Below are 24,219 nucleotides of genomic sequence, written 5' to 3'. Positions count from 1 at the left end.
TCTGGAAGAACGCAGTAGTAAGATCCGGCAACGTTCAGCTTCTTTTGTCTCAATGAATCATTTTGATGATTCTTAAGAGAGTTTGTTGAGGGGCGGGAGCCGACTATTTCATTCTTTTAACCGGCGCATGCCCGCGGTTCGGCATCTTTGATGCCTATTTGCCGGCGCTCAGTTTTTAGAAGAACGTGATAGTAAGATCCGGCAACTCATCAGCTTCTATTTTGCTCAATTGTTATCGATCTTCAATCGTATTACAATGTATGACATCATTGATGTAGAGGTGAAGTTATGACAATCGTTAGTATTAGATTAAATAGAGAAGAAGAGAAGATCTTTAGAGAATATGCCGCTTTTCATGGACAGAGCTTATCAGCCTTATTTAAACAGAGTGTGATTGAGAAAATGGAAGATGAACTCGATTTAAAGCTCCTAAAAGAAGCGATCGCTTACAATGAGAAGCACCCTGAAACCTATACTCATGATGAAGTTAAAAAGGCATTAGGATTATAGATGTATCAAGTGATCTATACGGCGAAAGCCTTAAAATCTTTACAAAAAATTGATAAAACGCAGGCGTTATTTATTCTAAATTGGATTGAAAAGAATTTAGTCGGCTGTTCCGATCCTCGGGTAAAGGGGAAGGCGCTCAAAGGTAACCTTGCTGATTGGCGCTATAGAGTTGGGGATTATCATCTGCTCTGTAACATCTTAGATAGAGAGATCATCATCGAAGTGATTAATGTCGGGCATCGAAAAGAGATCTACAAATAGCGACTTTAAGTTATTAGATAATGCCCTTTGCCGGCGCGCAACCTCCGGAAGCGAGCGATAGTGAGGACCGGCAACGCAGTGGCTTTTTATCTCAAGATGATTAATCGTTAAGGTAGCGATACTTGCCGGCATGCGGTTTTTGGAAGCGTGCAGTTGTAATCTCCGGCAACTCATCGGCCTCTTTTGCCTCAATGAATTATTTTATGATTCTTAAGAAAATCTGTTGAACGGCGGGAGCCAACGATATCATTCTTTTCACCGGTGCATGCCCGCGGTTTGGCATCTTTGATGTCTATTTGCCGGCGCGTGTTTCTTGAAAGAACGTGATAGTAATGGGTGGCAATTGATCAGTGCAGGTTGATCTTATTTTTTATATTTATAAGTCAGTGTCTCTATCTCTATGATTTGCATGGTTAAAGAGCAAGTTTTTTAGGCCCATAATAATTGGTAGACTTAAAAATGCGATACTAACTGCAGGATGAGCGTTGCTCCAAATGCTAATAAGAGATGCAATAATTAACCCCCAAATTAGCCATGTTCCTCTTGTATTAGATTTTTCAGCTAGTTTTAATGATCTAGCAACACGACTAATCTCAGAATCTGTTAGAGCTTTTTCAATTTGCATGGTGTGTTTTCTTTGAGCTACTGACATTTCAATAATCTCTTTTGCCGAACCAGGAATAATTTTTTCATACTCCTCTAATAAAATTGGAGGGGGTAGTGGTCCAGAAAAAATTTGGCTCTCAATTTGAAGGGTTTCTTTTATTTTCTCTTCTTTAATATCACTTGGGAGATCACTTGTTGCTATTTGAGTGATCCTTTCAACTTCATCGGTAACTATATTATCTTTGGTTTCGTTTGAAGAGGTTTGGTTTGTTTTACTAGGCTTATCACTTTTTGTTATCTCCTTTTTCATTATAGTCATCTCCATAATGTGCCAGTGTTTTAGCCGTAGCCTTTGCGATATCTTTAGCTACAATTTGCATATCTTCTTCAGGACTTCTTAATTTAACTTTTGCCGGCTTAATGGAAGATAAGTAATCTGTATAGTGTGTTGATGTACTGGGAATATCAGGGAAATTAATTAGTTTATTAGACCAGTTTAAGATTTTATTACTTAGCTTACTCATGTTTAAACTCCTTCTATTTAAAATAGTTGTCACATGGAACTATGATAGTTGTTTATATTCTAAGTATATATCTTCCGAAAATATAGCCCAAATTGAGATTAAGAAAGTATTAGAATACTTAACTTTTTTATTAAAACCGACTTTTGTTATTCTAGGAGATGTTTTTTTATTATGGGAAGTTTTATAGTGTGGCGGGAGCCAACCATTTCATTCTTATGACTACTGCATGCCCGCTATTTGGCATCTCTGATGCCTTATTGCCGGCGCGTAATTTCTGGAAGAACGCAATAGTGAGAACCGGCAACACAACAGCTTTTATCTCAAGATGATTAATCGTTAAGGTAGCGATACTTGCCGGTATGCGGTTTTTGGAAGCGTGCAGTGGTAATCTCCGGCAACTCATTAGCTTCTGTTTTTTATAAACTTATTTTATATGTCGATCCCATCAACATATTGTTAAAACGTGTCGATTTTTTTCGATTTTTTAAATATATTGTAAGCTCGTAAAATTTTTGGCACGTTTTCACAATTTGATTGGCATAGACAATTTATGAAGATTGTAACAGATTTGGCACAAATTAAGCCCTGAATGCAGGGCTTTTTTATTGCGTTTAAACAGTGGTTAAATGCTGTTTAAAGTTTGGAGAAGTCGAGGACGATTTGTCTATATTTACCTAATTCATCTTTTTTATAGATACGAATGTATTCACTGGAACCAATAATTTTGATTGAATCGTTAATAGCATCCATCGCTTTTAACCATTTTTCGTCTTTAATATCGAGGGATCTTAAGCTTAAGACATTACGAACGTTAATAGATCCTTCTTTATCGACACTGAATGCTCGGTTAATAAGCGCCATGATTTCATCAGATGCACCATTAGACCAACTGAGAATGCACTCATCAATGAGCTGTTTGGCGATTGCTAAACTATTATTAAAGTTAATATGATCAGCAACTGAATACTGAATGCGATACTCGCCGTTAAATGCATATAGGGATGCACCACCTTTAGAGCCTTGAATAACCGTATCATACTCGGTAGCGCTGAGTTCGATGAACTCTCTCACTTCATTGAAGATCTTCCCTTTAAACTCAATCCCTGCCTGTTGGTACTCTTCAGCCAAGACGACAAGCTTGCGAACTGTCTGATCTTCAAACTTATCGAGTTCTTTTACTGCTGATTCTGGAACAAGATTCCCTTTGGGATCTTTCCAATATCTTTTACCGTCTAAGATAACGATATGATTCATAATTATTTCCTTTTTATCTATTCACTGATAATATAAATTTGGGTTTTTATTTAACTTTTATAAGTGATCTATAGAGGCGTAGCTTTAGGCGCTTTTTCTTGCTATTAATTCTTTAAGTGCAGCGCTGTTCTTCTTCGCCATATTTCGCTTAATAGTCGGATCTATCGGGCGCTTTCCAGTTGTTAATGTTGTTAGACTATTGATCCAAGAGCCTAGCTCCATCAGCGCTAAATTAGAAATGAACTCTGTATCTAGCCCTGATTTTGCTAATGTGAAGATAGCTATTTGAGTCCATTCCCGGCGCTCTCTTAATGTTGATTGCTGGGTACTACTCTTTGTTATTGGGTAGGCTCTGAGCGCTTTTTTCTTAAATTCATCTCCGCATCTAATAAGATCGTAAACTCTTCAGAAGCTAGATTTAAGATCTCATCTACGGTAAGTTTCTGGCCACCCACTCTTAATGTTTCCGATAGTGTTACAGCTCTTTCAATTGTAAAACGCTCGGTTTCGGGTAATTCATCGAGATTGGGATATTCACTTAAGAGGATATTGAGAGTATTCATCTTTCCTCTGATCGTTAATAAGCACAACTCAAAGTCATAATGAAGATTGCCATCTTTATCTGCATAGCCGTAGAGTAGCTTTCCTGTTTCTTTTAAATTACTCATTGATCTCTCCAAATGCGAAACCTGTGACTGATACTGTTGCTTCACCTTCTGCACTAGATGATTCTGCGGTTGTTTCTACTGCAAAATCCCGCAATGTTTTACGGCGTGAAGGATTATCTAATGGCCAATAGGTGAACTTGCTTGCTGTGATGCTTGCCCAGTTAATATCCTGACTACCGTCGATGAGGATAGGAACATCAAAATTCAGATCAAACGTTGCAATACCTTTGGCGTATCCGAGAGAACGGCCTTTCGAGTTCATCGTATTGACTCTTCTTCGACCTGTGTTTACATCATATTTGAAATTGATCGCCTCAATCTCAACTCCATCAATCTCTATAACAACCGAGCCCACGTAACGTGCGTTCTTAGACATCTCTAATCTCCTCTTGATTACAATTCAATAACGCCATCATAGATAGATATAAGAAGCACGAGAGCCTGCGGGGCTTCAGTATTTTAGGAGGGCTTATCAGATTCTCCAGCAGGTGTTGGATGCGTATGATTATTAAAGCTTTTACCGGCAACGATCACATCATCATCTGCGGTTACTTTCGATTTCACATCTAACGGCATATTAATAGTAGCTGTTGCGCCTGAAGCACCGCCTCCACCTGCATTCAATGCACCATTGAGATTAATTACAGGTGCTGTAATCGTTGTAGATTGAGTTGCGTTAAGCTCGATATCATCAGCAGTTCCAGTGATCTTTGTTGCTTTGAGATTGATCTCTTTGGCATTAATATCGATAATGTTTCCTTCCTTTAGTACAACAGTAGAGCCAAAAGAGCTATATAGCGCTACTTCACCAGGTTTCAGAGCTGCTAGCCGATAGTTACCATTCTCTGTTGCAATAATTACTGAATGACTTGTAAGCCCATTGAGTGGCACAACAATCACATTTGTGCCGGCCGGAGGATTAGAGGTAAAGCCAAAGTGTTGATAGAGCTCCACATCTTGCAGCGTTTCATCCGATAAGCCTGATACTTGATGTCTTTGGATACCAGCACTGCTATCGCTACTATTGAGAATCCCACGGAATGGAGATCTGATATTATTAAGAAGCTTCTGTACTTCCTGTTTTATTCTATTAAGCATAGTTTATCCTTTAGTTGGTGTAATCACTGCTAGCTCTTTCTTCTGTTTTTTACCTTTTCTTGAGCGTGCTTTTGATGCTCCCGGCGAATCTGGCAACCAAACGCCATCCTCTTTAAGTTCTAAAATAGTGATCCTTCCTTGGCTTCGAGATGATTGGAATCTCCTCGACATCACAAAAAAGACACGATCGATACCGAATACATCACTCTCTAAATGGACTCGTTGGCCATTCTCCCAAAGAATTCCAAGATCTGTATAATGCCCAGGGACTGTTGCTCTGATCGTTAATCCTTCTAATTGCACATCTGCAAGCCACTTCTTCGCGGCTTTCTCTAGCGCTTTTTGATTCTCAACATTCCCTAGAATAATCGTTCTTTTCTTCTCAAATTGAGCGGTTTCATCTTTATGAACATACTTAAGATCATGCTTAGCACTATCTGTTTTACGGCCGTGAGATTGTCCTAAGAATGTTACTTCACTATAACGATTCGCCGCAGATTGCTGCATTATTAGCTCAGTAACATTATTAAGATGGCCATTGTAATTTAAGATCAATTTCGCTACTGGTGGCGTAGTATAGTCGGCTTCTCCCACAACTAAAGTGCCATCCGCTTTAAACCAGGCGTGCATGCCGGCGCTATTAACTAAGCGTTTTACTGCTTCCCAAGCATTCATTCCGGGTTCGAGCTCTGTCTTATCAAAAGCAATATCTTCCTTGCCTTTGAACTCAATCTTGTCAATTCCTAAGGGATTAACGATCTTTTCAATCGATTCTTTAAGTGTTAAGCCAACAAAACTCGTGATCTCCGCATCGCAATCGACTAAGATCGCACCTTTATCGCGGCCATTGATGCTAAAAGAGTGATTAAATTTTGTCAGGGAGTGTTCGATACGATCGATAAATCCTGTAAGAATGAGCTTTCCATCAATCCTTACTGTGCAAGTCGCACCCTCATTAATGAGTGGAACAATCGTGCCATCTGGGATACCAATGCGCATACTGAAAGCATCTGCCGGCGTTTCAAAACTATTTTCAATATCGTACTCTTGCCATTTATCGTGTGTTAAACCATCGATTTCTACGGCGATGACACTATCTTTAATCATCCAATTCGGCCTATTATTCAGAATAAGCATTTAATAGCGCTCCTTGTTGAATAAAACTAGAATGAATAATCTGAGGATTAAGCTGTAATAGCTCTTTAAAACGATAACGATCCTGATAAAGATCAAAAGCGATCTGTTGTAATGTTCCAGATATAGGTGCTGGGATCACGATTAAGGGTGGCCTTTTAGCGATATAACTGACAGCTAAGCGCTTTAAATAGTGTTGAATATCTCTTAAAGATTGCACCATGATATAAACCTCATCGGGATTATTCACCGCTCCACGAATAGCTTCAATTGTTGATGCAGTGAGAGTTCTTGCGTGATTAACGATATTCTCTATCTCAATGACAGATAGACGATCTTCAGAGATAATCTCCGTAATCTTTATAATGTAAACAGCGTTTAATAGCGCTTTAAACATGATATTAATCTCAGTAACATCTCCAATGGCAATCGGCACACCGAGATCTAAACGGCTATCACCTTTCCCGATTTTGATCGGGAGAGCCTCAAGCACATCGATCGATGTTTGCAATGCATTAAGCTCCACATTAGGTAGAGCACTATTACGGATCGTACTGTTATCAATGTAAGTCGTGATGCCTTCTGATAGCTTGGTGACGATCTCATTATCAAAGCCTGATTCTGCATATTTACCGCTATTTGAAGCGAAAAGAAGTTCATTATCGCCACGCGCTAATCTCTGAATCTCATAGTTAAGATTAATAAGTGATGCTTCAATCGCTCGAGCACGGGCACGATAGGATTTAACTTCATTGATTGAGGTTCTAAAAGCGCTAAAGTAGTCTGTTGCCAATGCAATGAGGTTTTCTGCTTGATTGAATAGACTATCAATCACAGAGAAGATTGAGCTTAGCGAGAAGATTGGTAATTCGTTGATCGATTTACGAAAAGTGATTGAGAAGCGAACATAGTCAATATTCTCCGCTTCGTGTGTAAAGTGATAACTTGATGGGTGCATGTTTGGTATTCTGCCACGTACTGGATGCACCAATGTTCCACCACCTTTGGTGGCCAGAGCTTTGAGAAGTTGATTAAAGCGAAACTCATAATCATTACCCCAAAAGACCGCTGTAAGTGTTACTTCTTCCGCATCATTGCCGAGATCTTCGATATCTGCACCATCTTTATAGGCATATTGATGCAGTACGAGTGCTTTCGTATTTGAATCATCGATATCTTTCACATCAAAAGGGATACCGCGATAAGATGCTGTTTGTAAGTTATTTCGCCAGGACATTAGTAGTTACTCCCTCGATTCATTCGATCAATCGTATGCTGTTCAACAATCTCCATCACCTGCCGACCATCAATTTCACCGTTTACGTGAAGCTCAATAATGGTTGGTCGACTATTGATCTCATTATGCTGTTGCTTAATTTGCTCCAGATTCTGTTTTACAAGGTTCATGATTTCACCACCAATAATTAGAGGCTGATAATCGGGATTCTTTGCTACTTTAGGCAGTGAAGAAATAACAGGCATAGATTGCTCTTTTATTAATTTGTTATAATTATCCATTACCTGTCCAATAGGTAAGTGATCCCAATTTACGCCCTGATTTTCATCTTTTGTAAAGTGATGATATTCATGAGTTTGTATTCCTTCATGAATTTGGTTAATGGTTGTTTCTGATTTATCAATATTTTGGGTTTCTTCAATCGACTCTAAATAAGTATCATGATTTTCTATGTGGTTATCGATACTCTTTGTAATAGCTTCTTCAGGCAAATCCTCCCATCGCTGCTCTCTATCAGGAGTAGGCTTATCTGTTACAAGAGCTTCTGAATAGTGATATTCAGAGTTTTGATTAATCACTGTTTTTGAATTATCAATATCATTTTTTTTAATTAGCTCTGAATATGGGGCAGATTTATCTTCACGATTATCGGTATTGCTTGTAAAATCTTCTTCCGTCCGCTCTTTTAATAGTGGCTCTCTAAAATAAAGTTCACCAATTACAGGTACCTCACCGGGATGAAATGGAGTTTCTGTAGATTCTGCCGGTTTTTCATCACCAAGCCCAAAAGCATTCACGAAGCTTTTAAAAGCCTCAGAAAAGGGCGTTAAAGCAGTATCTACAATCGGTTTGATTGTTTTTTCATAACCTGTTTCAGTAATCTCATGAGCCGCATCTGGCGTAAAACCCCCATGCTTATCGACAATATTACCAATATCATCTTTTGAGCCTTCATATAGCGCGTATGCTTCAGCAATGAGGGGAGCTCTTTGAAATCCCCAGCGCAGAGCCCCCATTGCTAATCCGGGTAATCTTAAATTATTAGTATTGGCTGGGGCTGGCGGACGACCGGGAGATGAAGAGGGCCCAGGTGCTGGTGGTCTCGCTCCCCCTGGCGAGGTTGTTGGAGGTCTTCCCCAAGGCAGTCCTCCTCCACCTTTACCTAATACTTTACTAAGTAGCGCCATTCCAGCGGCAGCTGTTCCAAGAGTAATCAACGCATCTCTTGCTAAAATGATCGACTTCGTTAATTCTGGATATTCAGAACCATAAGCTTCTAACTTTTCTAATAAAGAAGCATAAGCATCTGCAACAGGACGGTAAGCATCCATTTCTCGCCATTCTTGGTTATTTATTGCCATATCAGCCTTAAACTTGTTTTGCGATGAGACGACTTGGTGAGAGACATTTACAGCCCCTAATGCATCCTCCAGTTCTTTTGTTAACTCTTCTCCATATTCCTGATTCAACCTAACAGCAAGGAAGCCCATAAGAGCCTGCTTATTTCCCAGTATTTGAGAAATTTTAGATGATTCAAGAATGGTCATTAACTGCTGTAATTTAGCTTCTCTTTCTGCACCATCTACAGACAGGATCTCTTTTTCGAGTTTTTGATATTCCGCATCTTGGGCAATATATTTATCCATAATCCCCATAAAGGCTTGGACAGGACTTAAGCCTGCATCCACACCTGCCATCATGCTTTTAGCGAGATCAATCCCTTTTTTATTTCCTTCCTTATAGTCACTATTAGCAAGAGCATTGTTGGTACTGGAATCAAGCAGTGCGAGTAAGAAAGAATCAACATAGTTACCTGCTTGGTCATTCGTACCCGCTACTACAGCGGCTTGCTCATTCATCACCAGTATTTCCCGGTAGTGATCCATTCCACGCATACCTCGAGATGATGCAGAAGCTAATTGTTGCGGAAGCCATTTAGACATATCTCCAAGCTCAAAAGAACCACCTTGACCGGCTTTCAATGCCATATCAAGTGCTAATGGGATCTCATCAATCGCTAACTTCATACTCTGCATAAGCGCATTGACTACCATCGAGATATCCTCAGTTGATGAACCAGTTGCTACCGCTGTTTTTTGGATCGTTGGCATTAATTCGGCGACTTCGTCATAACTTAAAGTACCGAAAGAGAGCATTTTATTAATACCGGCCAAAGCATCTTCTTTACTACCACCTTGCTGAATTGTTTGAAATACTAATTCTCGGATATCTTTAGCGCCTTCTATTCGCCCTTCAGCATCTCGATCGGAGAAAGCAGTATTAGCGGCATTAGCCACTTCATAATCAAAATCTAAAGTCTTTTTCACAGGCTCTTTTGCGAGGTTATAACCGACTGTAGCACCGGCGGCAATTCCTCCACCAATCCTGGCAAGATTATTAAAAGCACCGGATAATTTACTGGTTTTACCCATTTCTGCATTGAGTTCCCGGACACGATTCGTCATTGCTTGGTAAGCCCGGCGCTGTTCATTCGCACTAGAGAAGCCTGCACGAGCTAAACGATTGTAAGATGCTTCTGTGCGCTTAATTTCGCGCTGTATATCGCTTTCTGCGCGAATACTTAAGTTTCTCCGGGCATCGGAAAAGCGCTTATAGCTTTGAGCTCGTTTCGTTTCACCACGCTCCATCTCCGCCATTGCTTTTTTAATTCCGCTCGTGGCTTGATCTTTAACGGTAAGCGCAACATGATATTTAAGATTTTTAGACATATAAAAAGCCCTAATAAATGGATATTAGGGCTAGTTTAAACACTGTTTAAATACAGGGAATGATGTGGGGTTTCAGGGATATTACTTTGAAGGAGTTATTACTACACCTCTATATTCATCTTTAGGACCTTCAAAGATTTCGCGCAAACATGCAGGAAGGCTTTTATCGTACTGATCTCTATACGACATCCAGGTCTCATGTAATCTACCTATTTTATTGAGTGTCCCCATATCATCTTTACCATTCTTACGGGCATTATAGATATCATAAACCATATCAAATCGCGCACCATATTGGTTAGATAACATCTGTATCGTAGCGTAACAAGAAGCGAATGGAGATCCAAAAGGACTACCAATAATTTCATCTGATTGATTACTTAACTTATTAAGCTCTCTTCTCAATACTATTGCACTTTGCATATCTATACCATTCTCATAATCATTTAGCACTTGAGTTGATGTAGATAACTTCTCTTGGGCTGTTACTAATATAGTGTAGATTTCATTTTTCTTCTCATTATACTCCTTCAATTGCTTTTGAAATGAGGCATCAGATGCAATGGCAATGCCCATTAAGAGCGAAAGTGTGATTAATAATCTTTTCATAAATCCTCCAAAATTCATAAATATTACAATAATCTACTAATTTTCTAGCTTAATAGCACATATTTATTTGATAATCTCTTCTCCATATTTTCCTCTTTTATATTAATAAAACAGATAAAGCCATATTTGTTGTTATAATAACGTTTATAAAAAATAGAAAAGTTGTTGATCTAATTAAATCTGTAGGACTTATGCAAAAATTGTATGATTGGACCCTGATAACTTACAAAAATCTATAGAAGTGAGAGATTCTCAGAAGTAATTACCTATAAATAAGTTGTAGTAATTTGATAAATTAAAAGGAAAATTAAATGATTGCTAATGTAACTTTAGAATTAGTTTTATGCGCAGGCAAAGAGTATCCTAGTTTTATGCCTGTATGTGTGTATAAGGATTTAGAATTACCTTCAGCACCTTTTGTTGGTCTCAATATTTTTGATTCCATCGTAAAACTAGAAACAAAATTAATAGTAGAAGAGGTAACTTATGATACTGACAGTAAAAAATATACCGCAACTATTATATTAGAGGGTTTTACAGATAGAGACCAGGCTATAGCATTTGCTAGAATGGGGGCAGACTATCATGGTTGGTACCATTATCTGGACATAAATGCCAATTTTCATAATATATAATGCATCTAAAAAAAGGCCTCGTTAATCGAGGCCTACTTATTTTAATCATTTTCAATCGCTTGAATATCACGATATAACTGCGTTGATTCGTCATATAACTGCTGAAGCTTCGCTTCTTCATCTTCATTACGATCCCTGATCCGTTCTAAGCGAGAAATATCTCGTTCTAGTATTTCTAGATCAGCGTGCAGTTGTTGTAATTCTCGTTGCTTTTCTTCTTTCAAATGCTTCTGATAAAGCTCATCATCAACGATCCACGATTCTGATTCACGATCCCAAACTTCATAAGATTTTCCTTGCTCGACATTGATCGGCAAACCCTTCTTGTTCGGTTTAATTGCTTTACCCTCTGATTGAGCGTTGAAAAGTTCTGTATGTTTTTCTTCTGTAATTTGAACCGAATCTGCCGGAGCAGAAACAGGGTAAAATGAATTTGTTGTTGCTGAATATAGATAAAACTGCTTCATTATTTCTCCTTTAATAGCCTATAGCGAACCATGTAAAACCGCGAGCATCTCTAACACTTCCACCTTCATGCTGTAAGTCAACTAGCATCCCTGTTTTATCTATTTTTACTAAGTTGGCCCAAGCATCTGCGTAATGACCTCCTAAAGATTTTCTTGTTACTTGCGCATTCAGCGGTATATTAAAAGCAATCGGAAACTTAACTTGAACATCTATCTCTCCTGGATATTTTTCATAATCAACTGTGCCCCACTGATAAATCACACCTGTCGCACCACATTTCCACCAACCATTCCTTCCTTTTGATGCTGTATTTATCTTGATTTTTGAATTGACACTATTCACTAACGCTTGACTCGCAACAAGTATTTTCGAGTCACCCAATGATGATGTCATATTCCTGATTGCTGAGTTACCCAATCCTAGATTCACTCTAGCTGTTGCTTTATTGGTTAAATCTTTCAAGTTCTGTGCTTTTACTAATGCACCATCAGCTGTTTTTTGGGCTGTAGTTGCTTTCGTATTAACGTCATTTACTACTTTTTGAGATACTGTTTTATTCGTAGATGTCCCTAAGTTGTTTAAAATATCTGATGTATCTAGTAACTCAATCCACTTATCCCATTTTCCACCGTAATTATTTCTTGTGAATATTCGCTGTCCTTGATTATATGTAATATATAATTGAGTGATACCTGCTGATTCTAAAACAAATAAAGTTCCTGCAAGTTTGACTGGATAATGACGTTCAGCAAGCGCATTTGCGTTAGCTGTTTGATGATAGATACCGGCGTGCTTATCGGAATTTAATGTGTTTAAATCTTTCGTACCGAGATAACCACCATTTTTAATCGCACTATCAGCTGTTTTTTGAGCCTTAACTGCTTTTGCATCTGCATTGTTAGCTGTCTTCTGCGCTGTTGATGCTGATCGATTGACATCATTCACAACTTTAATCGTCGCGACTTGATCTGTTCGATCAGATAATTTCGAAGTGCTACTATTAAGTATTATTTTTTTTATCGCATCCCTTACTTGTGTGTTATTAAGTCTATTGGGATTGATGCCGGCGGCTTTTAAGACTTCTAGCATCTCCAATGTGAGTGATTTTAGAGAGTCTTCGGTTGTTTGAAGCCATTCTGCCGGGACTCTTGTTCCTAGCTTGCCAGTGGCTGGGTCGGGGTTTTGCCACTTTTCTCCCTCAAGTTTGAGGATATCAGGATACTCTTTTTTCATGTTACTCCTCTTGTAAAGCTTGTTTTAACCTTGTTTAAACAGGGTTTAAGTGATTATGAATAGTTGAAGATACAGAGCGTATGCGCGGGTTTTAGATCGTTAAAGATCTCTTCTATAATCGGATCTCGTATTGTTAAGAGTCTTTCACCAGCTCTCGCGCTACCTGCTCGGAAGTAATATTGCTCGGTATAACTGCTCTGGACATTGACATACCAAACCCACATTTGATCTAGTCGACCAATTCTATCGCCCACGCGATTCTCCCCAGAGCGAAAGATATAATCATCTCCTTCGATGATTGTGATCTCGTACCCAAGTTTTTTGGCGAGATTGATGAAGTATGGAATAGATAGACCACCCACCTCAGCCAGCTTCTGCAATACTCGATTAACGCGGAACTGGTAGTTCTCTTCAAAATCTATTGGGATTCCAAGCATGCGCTCCCAGTCGGCTATTAATTCATTGGAATCATGTGGTGTAATGGCATTGAGAACTCTTTGTCCATGGGCATTGATACGGTTGAATAATCGAGCCTCAACCGTTAATGTTGGCACCATCTGCTCACCGTTTCGATCGTATGATACCGGCGGTAGAAGGCTCTGTAAGCGCTCTAAATAGGCTTGTTCACTGTAGATATGATTACGCTTGTTCATTTCATCTCTCTCACTGTAATCGTGCCTAAGCGATACCATTCGATCAGTAATGCATCTGGCGTGAGGTTTTTGCTTGGTGTAATGAGCTTTCTATCCACGACACCTACTTGGTCACTAATCAATGCCTCAATCTGGGAGATAATCAGTGTCTCTGCCGGTGCAATACGGGAGAAGTGATCTTCCAGGACTCTTTTGAGTGTCTTGGTAATATCATCTAATGCGATCCCTTTGAGTTGGACTTCAACCACGACATCAATGCGCTTAATGAGCGGTGCAACTACATAAGTACGTTTTGCCGTTACGGGTCTTACATCGTCAATGTAAGCTTGGCAAGCGTTAATCACTGATTCACTCGGTAGATCATCACCTGATGTGATAGCGATATCCACTGTTCCAAGTCCACGTCTAAGCGGATAGACATAAGCATTGGTCACGCCGGGAACTTCTAGCGCCCATCGCTTATAGTCGTAGCGATTTCCGCCAGCAGGTGGCCGTCTTAGGATTTCAAGATAACGAGCTAAGAGATCACCATCTGATTCGATATCGGTTCCACCTTTGGTGCTAACGATACACTCTGAACGAATGCCGGCAGGTGCTGCGGTTAAGATGCCATTCACCTTTACAAAGTTGCTCTTTGTGCCGGGATCTTTGGCACTGATCTTGAGTTCTGCTTGGTTGCTTTCTAGCGTTGTATCACTTAGCGTTAGAAAGTAGCAATCATTCGCTTTGATCTCTGTTCCAGCCGGAATCTTCCGGCCTTTTCCCCCAGTGATCGTTGCGATACCTTCCGCTTTAACGGCATTTTTACGATAGATTGCACGAGTTGAAGCGTGTTTTTCTAAAAACTCACTATCGGCGCTATCAGCAAAGATCTGGCGTGCAATCCATGCGTGATGGGCATAGAGCCCTTCTGCAAGAGCAGCTAAGCTAGAGGCGCGAATATAGTTATCGCTATCTGAATGAATCGCTGCACTTTGATCGAGAGAAGTGATGTCGTTGAGGATCATCTCTCTGATCTCATCAAAGCTCGGCACCATTAACGGCATATTCTCTCCTTAGATAATTGGTACAAGGTGGTTAAAACTGTTGCGCTTACCTTCGATATCGACAACAGTGATATGTAATAAAAGGGAGCCGTTCGCTTGAGTTGCGTCTACATCGATGGTTTTTGCACGTCTCTCATCTAAGATGGGTTGTAGTGCCTCTTCTGCATACTGAATCGCTAACAAGCGAACACGGCTCACATTCTTTTCACGCTGCAATGTATGCAGCAATGATCCAAGTTCGGCATCTGCCCAGTAAGTTCCCTTGGGTGTTTCAAGGCGAACATAAACAGCATTCTCTAAGCTGTTTCCGACTCGTTGGTCGTTGTAGTAATCCCCGGTCTTAGGGTCAATTAATCTGTCCATATGCGTATCTTAAGCAATAAAAAAGCCCACACGAGCGTGCAGGCTTTCAGGGTTTAATCGAGGTTAATAGTGATTATGGTGATTAGAGTGGTTTAGAGGTAAAGATCAATTCTTGCTGCTAAAACATGTAGACCATTTACCACATCTGCCGGAATGATAAGATTTAGGCGGTTGGCATCTTGGAGATCACGTTCTACGACTAAGAGTGATTTATTCTCTTCCACTTGCTCTAGAATTTCGAGATCCTCGAGCTTCATCAAGACATCAAGGGTTTCAGATCTAACCTTTGGTGGTGTCTTATCAGAGAGCTTTTCGCGCGGAAATCTAAGCGCATAGCGTTGATCTAAAGCATCCCGGGTATAATCGAGCGTTCTGATCGTTGTGACATCTAAGAGCGCCGGATCATCTGTTCCAGTAGCGTTCTTTGTGTAGGTAGTAATGGCGCGCATGATCTGAACTCTATTATTCACCACTTGAAGCGGTGACAAACCGTTATAGAGCGCATTGTTAAACTCCGCAAATGTTGGCCATTCACTTTCAGGCGTGATATCTAAGCCTTTTACTTCTAAAGTATTTAAAGGTCTTGCGGGATCTTCTTCTGAAGCCATCACTGCTGCAAATCCCGCAGCAATCAGAGCATTACCCATCTTCGAGCCTTTATACCACTGCAAAATCATGCGTCCCGAATTGAGCTTACTTGCCTTGGTGATCCCTTGTGCAAGCGTACCATTCCAACCAGCAACACCAATTCCACCACGTTTTTCAATCGCATTAGAGACCGCTTCGATATGCTCATTTAAGCGCGCTAAGTTCTCATCATCAGAGAATGCACTCACATAGATGTGGTAACGTTTACCAGCCACTTCTGCCAATGCTTCAGAGATATCGGCATTGCCTTGGCCATTCTCCATATTACCCACTTTTAATGTCACGCCTGGCGCATTGCTTTCGCCATCGAGATAGATCTCATTGCCGATCTCCCCACCATTTTTCGCAGTCAATGTAATGCCGGCATCTTCCGCTTCAGCTGTTACTAAGACTGATTCATTGGCATTAATCACAGCGGTTAGACGTTCTGCCAACTCTTTAGCGCTTTCGCTACGGGTTGCGGCAATCTTAAGCGATTCTTTCCCAATATTGAGAATAATTTGACCTTCACGGGTTGCAGAGCCTTCGATCTCGATTTTACCAACTGCTTTTACTGCGGCAGAGTCATCCGGTAAACCGATGATGGAGAGATTGATATATTGGTTATTACGGATCGCTTGTTGTGCCATGAGATGCGCCCAGGAGCCATAACCGAACTTTTCGCCAGCTTCAACATCAGAGAAGACCATTACAGGATCAAGGGGCTTCTGTGTGCCTGAATCTAGCATCGGCGCGACAATCAGTACATGTTGAGGGTTCACAGGTAAGTTACGCACTGCGAGCTTCGTATTAAACTCAATATAACGCCCAGGAACACGAATTGAGCTTGGGATCGTTTCAAAACTAACGTTAGGACTTGCCATTACTGATCTCCTTTTTCTGTTTTGGTTGCTGGCTTACGGACTGCTTTAGGCTCTGGCACCTCAATGAGATCGCCATCGCTGATACGCCGGCGATAGTAGAGCGTATTTGGCACTTCTACGGCAGTATCTGTAATGTAGCGATTGGCGCGATTTTCATAAGGGACTTTTAAGCCGGGAGAGGCTTTTACAAATAGTGGTTTACTCATCTTTCTTTCCTTTCAACATATCTAAGATATTGTTCTGAAGCGCACTATCACGGGTGATATGCTTCATTTCTACTTTTGCGGCTGAGTCAGGATCATAGGTGGGATCTTTAATCTCGGCATTAATCTCATGCAGATCCTCGAATGGTTTGATCAGTGCTGTACGGCGGAACTCGTTAAACCAGTAATCCTTATGATTTGGATCATCGGTAATTTCAGGATAGGCACCATCTTCCAAAAGCTGTGAGTTATCAACTACCGCACTCCATTCAATCGCAAAAACAGAGAGCGCATTGCGTTGCACAATGTAATGATTGAAGAGAGAACGGATGCCGGTAGGCTTTAATCCTCGATAGACAATGCCGCCTAATGTCTGATTGGTGAGGAGATAACGCACTGCTTTAATTAGATTGTAAGTGCCGATCTCATACTTATAAGCGCCGCCTTTGCGGGCTGATTCTTCTGATCTGACTGATTGAACGGCAATCATCGTAACAAAGCGATGCTCTTCCAAGTAGCGACTTCTTGAAGTAGATCGCGCTTCAAGCGATGCGCCGGCATATGTCACCCAAATTGAGGGCATAGCACGAATCGTATTAAAGAGATCATCTCCATCAAGCTCACCGCCGTAGGATTTAACTTCTCGAACGATCTCGCCTAAGCCTTCCTTCAGCCGTTCAACAATCCGATTTTCAATCTGCTCAATCATAAGATTCCTCTAACGATTTTGGCGGCTAAAGACAGAAGGACTCTGATTAGGGAACATGATGAGATCATCTGCTTCTGCAACTTGTTCCGTTTCATCATCCAGAAGTGGAATAGATCCATTGGCCACTCGTTCTAAAAAGCGAATTGCTCGCTCATACGCATCAACGATCTTCTCACTCATCATGAGATAAGAGGCTTCACATAAGAAAAAGCGAGCGATATTCACACAGTGCCGCTTTAAGATTGGAGGAGTCTTCTTAAACGGTAATGAATATCGCCCGAGATAACCGTTAATCTCGTGTGTTGCATCATCTAAAGCGATCTGAAGAACTTCATTACTGATCACGCCATCACGCACACGATCAGAAAGTTCAATCGCTTCTTGCTCTCCAAATTGGCGTACTAAATCATCAATCGATGCGTATGAAATCATGATCTTCTCCTTATCAATTATTGTGAAATAAGAATCGCGTTATCTTGCTGCAACTCTGCAAGTACTTCATCACTCACTTCATGCCGGACACGTTCGTTCGTGACTTTGATGCCGGCTCTAAATCTTGCCTTAATGCCTACCGGAGTTTGTAGATAGACAATATTTAAGCCCTCTTTTGTTTTGCCACTTTCGAGTTCTTGTAACTTTTTCTCTGCCACTTCAAGCGCTTTTTTAGTTGCTTCATGGGCTTTTGTTTCAGTTTCAAGCGCTGTCTCAAGCTTCTTTTGGTCTGCTTGAAGGGCTTTGTTTTCTGCTTCTAAAGTTGCAAGATCTTGCGTTTCTGCTGTTTTGGTCTCTTTACTCATTTGATCTCTCCATTTGTGAATGCCTCCTGGTGAGGCATCCACGTTTAAACACGATTTAAAGAGTGGTTAACCACGGATTAAAGGGCTAACCACGGTGCTACAACCGGTGTTAATAAGCCTTTTAAGGTGTTAGTTGTACCGCCGATTACATCTGCATTGCAGAGTTCCAATGCTTTCGCTTCATCGTTCGGATGAACAAGGAGGATGTTAGGATTCACATTGATAATGCGGCCACCATCACCCTTAATCGTGCGCATCTTCGCGCGAACATCTAACACGGCATCTTTGGTAAGATCCGCTTTTACTTTATGCGCAAACTGCCACATACCATATCCAGCAGCACCGCGAGCACGGGAGCCGTAGAGGTATTCATCTTTCATAAAGACACGATCTGATTTATCCGCATCATTCTGAACATTGAATTCAGGGCTAACACGGTTTTGATAGATCAGCGGTTTGATATGGCGAGTGGTATCGAGCAGATAGAATGCGTTCTCAGAATCGCTATCCTCGGTAATATTGGAGACAAACTCAGGATCACCTTCCTGATCTACCTTTTTATAAACGGGATGCTCTTTATCAAAGAAGGCTTGGCCGTCATAGCAGATGCCTGTTTCGCCATTTTTAAGAGCTTCAAAAATCAGCTCATCGGGCAACTCAGCAGCACTCATCGCCATCTCACGGATCATATCGGTATAGAGTCCGATATTGTCATCTTCGATATCTTCAGCGCGGACGCCGACCGTTGCTTCAAATTTACGATTCACTAAGACCATTGCTTGTGCTGCCATTTTTTCGATCGTTCGCTCATCGAGCCACTCCTGCATTCGCGGGAAGCGACCTAACCAGCCGTAGGTATTGGAAGTGGTATTGGAAGGAATGACCATCGCAAACTTTTGATACAACGTTGGAGTGGTCTCTAAGATACGCGCAAACTCTTTGCGATAGAGGGTGTTAAGACCGCGCAGGATCTCTGGGATATTGTTTTTAGCCATGCTTATTCTCCTTGGGATGATTTAGCATTAGTGAATGAAAGTCCTGTTAATTGCTCTAGGCGTTGTTGCTCAGGGGTTAAGGCATCAGTAGTGGGAGCGCCACCGCTTTGGGTTTTGCCGATAGGAACAATAGGTTGAGCATTTGCAAGATACTCTTTGAGTGAATCGATATTTTTAGTACCGAGATTAAGCGCCCAGTTTTTCTGGGACGGTAGAAGCTTGCCAGCCTGTAGCGCTTCCTCTACAACACTATTGAGTGCTTGGGTATTTTGTGCTTTTTGCAGTTCAGCAAGTTGATCCCTGATCTCGTTAAAAGCTTCGATAGGCACATACTTTTCAGGATCAGGAGCTTCAGCCGATGCTTCTGTGTTTGTTTCCGGCTCTTCTACAGGATCTGGTGTTGGCTCAGGCTCTTTCGGAGCAGGATCTGCTTTAGGTGCTTCAGGTGCCTTTTGCGTTAACCAGTCAACTTGAGTGACCATCTCTTTCACAGCTCCAACTAATTGATCAGCAGATAATCCTTCGGCATTGTCAATCAGTGCCTTGAGCTGCTCTAAGAAACTACTACGGCTTCGGGTACTCGGCACAAGCTCACTCAAAGCCACCACTTTCGCCATCCCATCAATCGCCGGTGTATTGGTTAAACCGACATTAAAGAGCGAAAGAATGTTGCCTTCTTCATCAGATTCAAAGAAGGGAGAGATATAGCGATACTCATCATTTTTGATCTGCTGTGCGGCTGTAGCAGTCCACTTAACTTTGGCAAAAAGTCCTTCACCTTCACGATACTCCAATCCTTTAAACCATCCAGCGGCCGGATTGGGTTTCCCATTACTTGCTGCGTAGATCGTTTGATGCTCATAGTCGACCATATAGTCATCTTTCTGAGCATTGGCGGCTTCAATAAGCTTATTGGCAAACTCAGCAGTTAACTGCCAGCCCTCGGGACGGCGGCCGTCTTTCGCATAAAAGCGCCCATCGGGGAAGATCTGGATCTCACCATTGCCGTCACTATCAATGTTCTTATCGATCGTGAGCGTGAGCGCCACCATATTGTGATCGGGGTGATCAGGTTGTTTATTGGCGCCTTTTGTTAGCGCCCATTTTTCTCGAAACTTATTCATTCATGACATCCTCTATAAAAGTCCTCAATGAGAATCTTGATTCATCTGCGGTATAGAGCTTCAATTTAAAGAGTAATAAGACACAAAAAAGGGTGAGCCCTTTCAGGGATCTAAAAGGGCTCTTAAAGTCATTTTTAATGAGAAAAGGGTGAACGGGAGAAAAGTTGGCTTTTAAATAGTGTTTAAAACGTTCAGAATAGCGTTTAAAAACGTTTAATAAATTTTTAACGAGTGAATCTTAATTAAAAGTATCAACGTGGCAAATAAGGGCTATAAATCGCCTGCTAAATATTTTGAGATTGTATGAGAGATTTCTTCAATTTCATCATCCGTTAAAACTAAGAACTCACGCTTTGGAATTTTCGATCCTGGATGATTTACTTTTTTCACTACCTGGCCATTAAACTTTAAGGCCTTTTTATGCTTTGGACGGATCACGTGCGGTTTGGTTTGTCCACCAAAATTGTGAATACCAGCATAGACAACATTGGTTCCCACTACGGCACTATCATTATCTGATAGAGAGCTGATACTCCCGGCGAGGTGTCCAGTTAATGTAAGAGGTAAACCACCTCGGCGAACCGGAGCCCATTTAGGCCGACCGCCGGCACGAAAATTATCTTGTACACCTGCTTCCATCACTCCGGCAATCTGTCTCATCAGCGGTTGGCGCTGAGTACAACGCTCTGCTAATTGATCTAACTGATTTTGTAACTCTTTAGAATCAATAGTGAATTGAATATCAATCATATTGTCACCCCGTTAGATATTCGTTATTATAAAGATAGACCTTAGAAGAAACACGGTGAATCTCCCTGCCGTAGGCTTGAATTTTATTCATGACCGCGTGTATAGGTGGGAGCTATACCTTCTAAGGTTTTTTTATGACTACTGCTTTTTTAAGCTCTTTTTGAAAATTCTTATCTCTAACTAAATAAACAGAATCAAGATAGAGTTCTTTTATTGCAGTAATTTTTACAACGGCTCGAAGCCAACGCTCACCATCTTGTTTTACAAAGACTCGCTTTAAATCCCCATCTTCTAAAATGTAATCTGGTTTATTAATCAAGCTTGGAAGCTTTGCATAAGTCGCGATGTCAAATAGATCATCTTTCAATCTACTATCAAATTGCTTCAGCAACGTATCATCAGATAACCAAACGGTTTTAGAATCAAAACCAACTTCATGATTAATTACGCCCGCCGTAAAGTTCAATTGATAACGCCGACTGTTTCTAAACTCATTAAGTGACTTTCTATCGATTTTCTCACTGTCTGATAGACCAAGCCTTTTACGCTCGGCGATATATTCACCTTGTAATCGTTCATACTGCATTTTGAACTCCGGGCCACTCATCTCTTGAACCGCAAATTGATTAGCAATCTTAGGATCATACTGATCTAAGTTTGGCCGATAACCGTGGCGATGGACGTTATAGCCAAAGTCTTTGCCAGGGTAGACTTTTGTGCCGGCACGATCGAAATATTGGCGACCTTCTTTATCTTCATGCACTTCAGCACTATTTGTTTCAATCCCGCGCTTTTGTGCGTAATACTCAGAACGTGCAATTACGGTACAGCGACAACGATAATCGATTGGGGGATAGAATGTCTGCCAGAATGGGTCATCATAGCGTTTAATGACACCGTTCAGCGCGGCATGGCTTGCTCTTGTCTTATCGTCATTGACCGATACATATTCCCAGTACGGCATAGCCATCGCATTATCAAGCTGTCTTTGATAACGCGCCGTCTGATAGGCTGAATTCATATTGGTATTGAAGATCGTACCGATGCGATGCGGGGCTAGAATCTCGCCAGTGTCTGGATTCACAACATCACCATCATTAATCCAGCCACGCTTTTTGGTTTGATTGAGAATATCATCACGCCATGCATTAAATCCTTTACCACTTTTAATCGCTTCATCCAGGCTATCTTTAAAATCTTGAAGCAGATTAATATTGTTAATATTCTTCAATGTAAACGCTTTAGCATGCATACTTTCGCCGAGTGCTACCATTTCATCTGAAGGTAATACCTTCTTTCTTGTAAAGTAATCAATCGCGCGCTTGTTTGGGAGATTGAGCGCAAACCCCAAATTAATTCTCTTACTCATCACTGATCTCACTCTCTTTATCAACACTTAAGATCCCGGCGATATCCGCCACCAACAAAGCCTGGCTCATCGCTTCATTAAATTGGGTATCTTGGTTCATCTCTTCCATCATTGTTTCAAGCATCGATTCTGCTTCTTCATAGCTCTTTGCTTCTTTCAGCTTTGCCACGGCTTTCCGAACGACTGAATCATAGCTCTGAGTATATTTACTCGGTAAGCCACGGACAGCGCTATCGAGCTCCTCTTGTGATTCGATCGCACTGGTTGCCTCATCATCAAGAGGCGGATTCTGACTGAGAGCCACAGTATGCGTCGAACAGCAAGAGCATTTCTGATTGCCGGGCAAATATGTATGAAGAAGAGCATTATTAGGAGGTTGCTGACTCATAAAGAAAGGCGATGCTGGCGCGGTATGACTTGCTTGCAATACCTCATCATCTTCTGAAGGCTTACTAAATCCTGTTTGCTCGTAAAATTCATCGGCTTTTATTGGTGCAATATTTCGGGCTTGATCGAATGTTTGGACAACAAGGGAAAGATCTTTCTTCTCCCGTGTATCAAACTCAAAATACGGCAAACGACCTAGGTTTACATCCGGGAAGTTCTTCTGTAGGACTGGTCCGATAAGTTGCATAGTGATTGTCTGTGCAATCTGCTTAGCATCACTAATCAAGATATCGTGGCGCACTTCATTATGAACATTCCCTAGAGCATTTGTTGAGGTCTTGCCATCTGCTTGGCTTGTGAGTGTTCCACCTAGAATGATTTTTGAAATCCACTTTTCACAAAGCTCAATCATGGCAAGATAAGGATCTTCTGATCCAAGTGCCGCATTGATTAATTCCACATTCATCGACTCCGGCATAATCCCGGCGGCATTATGGCCAATGGATGCCAAAGCATTTAAGAGAATACGGCGGTTCGCTTGAGTCGTACCCTCTGGGTATTTACCAATTCGGATCGGAAGCCCGTAGAGCTCTAAGAACTCGGCAAAGTCTAAGACTGAGAAATTCTTCAGCGCAAATATCCAAGCTAATACTCTAAAGAGGCCGGAACGTGCTTGCGCGCCTGATTTCACTTTGTGACGGTGGATAATCCACGTATCAGGCCATAAATCTTCCCCTTCGAAGTTACCCGGAGTTAAGAGGCGAAACTCATTAGTTTGGATATCATATTTAAAATGGGATTGCGGTTCCCAATCGAACTTATAGGGGAGCAGTTTCCCATCGGAGTAATCCCAGGTCATCGCAATCGCAGAGAATCCGGCACCGATTCCATCTGAGAGATCGAGTAGTAAAGAATCAATATTGGAGATGTTCTCCAAGTAATCCCGGATAAACTCGGCTTGTTTCTCTTCTGCCGGCGTTGGATTCTTAACGCTTTTAATGCTCCATTCTAAAGTGAGAATCGCATTACGGCGCTTTTGCATCTCCGCAAAGATATGTCCATCTTGCTCTTCCATCTCAAAAAAGAGTGCATGCATCGCGCTGATATCGCCCTTATCCGCATCATCCAACAAGCGCTTTAACTGTACCGGCGTTATCGTCCGCGCATTGCTCTCATAATAGGTGGGCATCTGATCCCGATCGAGATCATCCACCTGTGTTTTATTCGGTTTTAAAGCTGCTTTAACGGCACTTGAAAGTGCGTTTAAACCTCGTTTAAAGATGTTCATTATTCTCCCCACAAAAAAAGCCTACATTAGCGGTAATGTAGGCTCTTCAGTTCACCGT

The 24,219-nt window shown here is 41.2% G+C and carries 30 protein-coding genes; 3 read left to right on the top strand and 27 right to left on the bottom strand.

Features of this window, described 5'->3' with window-relative positions:
* Positions 1–288 precede the first annotated feature (288 nt).
* Both relB and DC077_RS05705 read left to right on the top strand, forming a co-directional pair.
* Positions 289–510 carry a type II toxin-antitoxin system RelB family antitoxin gene (relB, locus tag DC077_RS05710; protein ID WP_109201711.1) on the top strand — a complete coding sequence of 74 codons (222 nt, stop codon included), beginning with the start codon at positions 289–291 and terminating at the stop codon, positions 508–510.
* The gene (locus tag DC077_RS05705; RefSeq protein WP_109201715.1) at positions 511–771 is read left to right on the top strand and encodes a type II toxin-antitoxin system RelE family toxin; all 261 of its coding nucleotides are present in this window, start codon (positions 511–513) and stop codon (positions 769–771) included. It begins immediately after the preceding gene.
* Here DC077_RS05705 and DC077_RS10650 read toward each other — a convergent pair.
* The 12 genes from DC077_RS10650 to DC077_RS05645 all read right to left on the bottom strand — a co-directional run bounded on the left by DC077_RS10650 (position 709) and on the right by DC077_RS05645 (position 10,630).
* The gene (locus DC077_RS10650) at positions 709–945 is read right to left on the bottom strand and encodes a hypothetical protein (protein WP_133243424.1); all 237 of its coding nucleotides are present in this window, start codon (positions 943–945) and stop codon (positions 709–711) included. The genes DC077_RS05705 and DC077_RS10650 overlap by 63 nt on opposite strands.
* A 202-nt stretch (positions 946–1,147) precedes the next feature.
* A complete protein-coding gene (locus tag DC077_RS05700) occupies positions 1,148–1,687 on the bottom strand; it encodes a DUF2335 domain-containing protein (protein WP_157953492.1) in 540 nt (179 codons plus the stop codon).
* On the bottom strand, positions 1,662–1,901 hold the full coding sequence (locus DC077_RS05695; protein ID WP_109201717.1) for a hypothetical protein: 240 nt from the start codon (positions 1,899–1,901) through the stop codon (positions 1,662–1,664). Before DC077_RS05695 ends, DC077_RS05700 begins: the two co-directional genes overlap by 26 nt.
* A 181-nt stretch (positions 1,902–2,082) precedes the next feature.
* Positions 2,083–2,304, bottom strand: a complete 222-nt coding sequence (locus DC077_RS05685) for a hypothetical protein (protein WP_109201719.1) — start codon at positions 2,302–2,304, stop codon at positions 2,083–2,085.
* A gap of 230 nt (positions 2,305–2,534) precedes the next feature.
* Positions 2,535–3,155, bottom strand: a complete 621-nt coding sequence (locus tag DC077_RS05680; protein WP_109217891.1) for a DUF3164 family protein — start codon at positions 3,153–3,155, stop codon at positions 2,535–2,537.
* Between the two features lie 338 nt (positions 3,156–3,493).
* A complete protein-coding gene (locus tag DC077_RS05675) occupies positions 3,494–3,823 on the bottom strand; it encodes a hypothetical protein (RefSeq protein WP_109217890.1) in 330 nt (109 codons plus the stop codon).
* Positions 3,816–4,199 (bottom strand): hypothetical protein, encoded by a 384-nt coding sequence (locus tag DC077_RS05670; RefSeq protein WP_109201722.1) that lies wholly within the window; start codon positions 4,197–4,199, stop codon positions 3,816–3,818. The genes DC077_RS05675 and DC077_RS05670 overlap by 8 nt, the downstream gene beginning before the upstream one ends.
* A gap of 83 nt (positions 4,200–4,282) precedes the next feature.
* Complete coding sequence (locus DC077_RS05665; RefSeq protein WP_109201723.1) at positions 4,283–4,921, bottom strand: phage baseplate assembly protein V; 639 nt, start codon at positions 4,919–4,921, stop codon at positions 4,283–4,285.
* 3 nt (positions 4,922–4,924) lie between these two features.
* Positions 4,925–6,058, bottom strand: coding sequence for a phage baseplate assembly protein (locus DC077_RS05660; protein ID WP_109201724.1), 1,134 nt, complete (start codon positions 6,056–6,058; stop codon positions 4,925–4,927).
* The gene (locus tag DC077_RS05655) at positions 6,042–7,292 is read right to left on the bottom strand and encodes a DNA circularization protein (protein ID WP_109201725.1); all 1,251 of its coding nucleotides are present in this window, start codon (positions 7,290–7,292) and stop codon (positions 6,042–6,044) included. The genes DC077_RS05660 and DC077_RS05655 overlap by 17 nt, the downstream gene beginning before the upstream one ends.
* Positions 7,292–10,021 (bottom strand): phage tail tape measure protein, encoded by a 2,730-nt coding sequence (locus tag DC077_RS05650; protein ID WP_109201726.1) that lies wholly within the window; start codon positions 10,019–10,021, stop codon positions 7,292–7,294. Before DC077_RS05650 ends, DC077_RS05655 begins: the two co-directional genes overlap by 1 nt.
* A gap of 81 nt (positions 10,022–10,102) precedes the next feature.
* The gene (locus DC077_RS05645) at positions 10,103–10,630 is read right to left on the bottom strand and encodes a hypothetical protein (RefSeq protein WP_109201727.1); all 528 of its coding nucleotides are present in this window, start codon (positions 10,628–10,630) and stop codon (positions 10,103–10,105) included.
* 311 nt (positions 10,631–10,941) lie between these two features.
* Between DC077_RS05645 and DC077_RS05640 the strand changes: the two genes are divergently transcribed.
* Positions 10,942–11,265 (top strand): hypothetical protein, encoded by a 324-nt coding sequence (locus tag DC077_RS05640; RefSeq protein WP_109201728.1) that lies wholly within the window; start codon positions 10,942–10,944, stop codon positions 11,263–11,265.
* A 41-nt stretch (positions 11,266–11,306) separates the two neighbouring features.
* On the opposite strand, the gene DC077_RS05635 is transcribed toward DC077_RS05640, so the two are convergent.
* The 15 genes from DC077_RS05635 to DC077_RS05565 form a co-directional block, all read right to left on the bottom strand.
* Positions 11,307–11,732, bottom strand: a complete 426-nt coding sequence (locus tag DC077_RS05635) for a hypothetical protein (protein ID WP_109217889.1) — start codon at positions 11,730–11,732, stop codon at positions 11,307–11,309.
* A 10-nt stretch (positions 11,733–11,742) separates the two neighbouring features.
* Positions 11,743–12,966: a pyocin knob domain-containing protein gene (locus tag DC077_RS05630; RefSeq protein WP_109202149.1), complete on the bottom strand. Its 1,224-nt coding sequence runs from the start codon at positions 12,964–12,966 to the stop codon at positions 11,743–11,745.
* A 53-nt stretch (positions 12,967–13,019) separates the two neighbouring features.
* Positions 13,020–13,619, bottom strand: a complete 600-nt coding sequence (locus DC077_RS05625) for a YmfQ family protein (protein ID WP_109202150.1) — start codon at positions 13,617–13,619, stop codon at positions 13,020–13,022.
* On the bottom strand, positions 13,616–14,665 hold the full coding sequence (locus tag DC077_RS05620) for a baseplate J/gp47 family protein (protein ID WP_239990368.1): 1,050 nt from the start codon (positions 14,663–14,665) through the stop codon (positions 13,616–13,618). The genes DC077_RS05625 and DC077_RS05620 overlap by 4 nt, the downstream gene beginning before the upstream one ends.
* 9 nt (positions 14,666–14,674) lie before the next feature.
* Positions 14,675–15,028 (bottom strand): phage GP46 family protein, encoded by a 354-nt coding sequence (locus tag DC077_RS05615; RefSeq protein ID WP_109202151.1) that lies wholly within the window; start codon positions 15,026–15,028, stop codon positions 14,675–14,677.
* 92 nt (positions 15,029–15,120) lie between these two features.
* Positions 15,121–16,539, bottom strand: coding sequence for a phage tail sheath subtilisin-like domain-containing protein (locus DC077_RS05610; RefSeq protein ID WP_109202152.1), 1,419 nt, complete (start codon positions 16,537–16,539; stop codon positions 15,121–15,123).
* Positions 16,539–16,745: a DUF2635 domain-containing protein gene (locus tag DC077_RS05605; protein WP_109202153.1), complete on the bottom strand. Its 207-nt coding sequence runs from the start codon at positions 16,743–16,745 to the stop codon at positions 16,539–16,541. The genes DC077_RS05610 and DC077_RS05605 overlap by 1 nt, the downstream gene beginning before the upstream one ends.
* On the bottom strand, positions 16,738–17,451 hold the full coding sequence (locus tag DC077_RS05600; RefSeq protein WP_109202154.1) for a DUF1834 family protein: 714 nt from the start codon (positions 17,449–17,451) through the stop codon (positions 16,738–16,740). Before DC077_RS05600 ends, DC077_RS05605 begins: the two co-directional genes overlap by 8 nt.
* A 9-nt stretch (positions 17,452–17,460) precedes the next feature.
* Positions 17,461–17,883, bottom strand: a complete 423-nt coding sequence (locus tag DC077_RS05595) for a gp436 family protein (RefSeq protein ID WP_109202155.1) — start codon at positions 17,881–17,883, stop codon at positions 17,461–17,463.
* 17 nt (positions 17,884–17,900) lie between these two features.
* Positions 17,901–18,248 (bottom strand): hypothetical protein, encoded by a 348-nt coding sequence (locus DC077_RS05590; RefSeq protein ID WP_109202156.1) that lies wholly within the window; start codon positions 18,246–18,248, stop codon positions 17,901–17,903.
* A 77-nt stretch (positions 18,249–18,325) separates the two neighbouring features.
* Positions 18,326–19,243, bottom strand: a complete 918-nt coding sequence (locus tag DC077_RS05585) for a Mu-like prophage major head subunit gpT family protein (RefSeq protein ID WP_109202157.1) — start codon at positions 19,241–19,243, stop codon at positions 18,326–18,328.
* Positions 19,244–19,245: 2 nt separating this feature from the next.
* Positions 19,246–20,367, bottom strand: coding sequence for a phage protease (locus DC077_RS05580; RefSeq protein ID WP_109202158.1), 1,122 nt, complete (start codon positions 20,365–20,367; stop codon positions 19,246–19,248).
* Positions 20,368–20,637: 270 nt separating this feature from the next.
* Entirely contained in the window at positions 20,638–21,117 is a 480-nt protein-coding gene (locus DC077_RS05575; protein WP_109202159.1) for a phage virion morphogenesis protein, read from the bottom strand.
* A 121-nt stretch (positions 21,118–21,238) separates the two neighbouring features.
* Positions 21,239–22,486, bottom strand: a complete 1,248-nt coding sequence (locus tag DC077_RS05570) for a phage head morphogenesis protein (RefSeq protein WP_109202160.1) — start codon at positions 22,484–22,486, stop codon at positions 21,239–21,241.
* Entirely contained in the window at positions 22,479–24,161 is a 1,683-nt protein-coding gene (locus DC077_RS05565; RefSeq protein WP_109202161.1) for a DUF935 domain-containing protein, read from the bottom strand. The genes DC077_RS05570 and DC077_RS05565 overlap by 8 nt, the downstream gene beginning before the upstream one ends.
* Between the last annotated feature and the right edge of the window lie 58 nt (positions 24,162–24,219).

This window comes from Ignatzschineria cameli (genome assembly GCF_003121895.1).
GTDB lineage: Bacteria > Pseudomonadota > Gammaproteobacteria > Cardiobacteriales > Wohlfahrtiimonadaceae > Ignatzschineria > Ignatzschineria cameli.
Note: the sequence above shows the minus strand (reverse complement) of the source record. Positions and strands in the feature narration are given on the sequence as shown.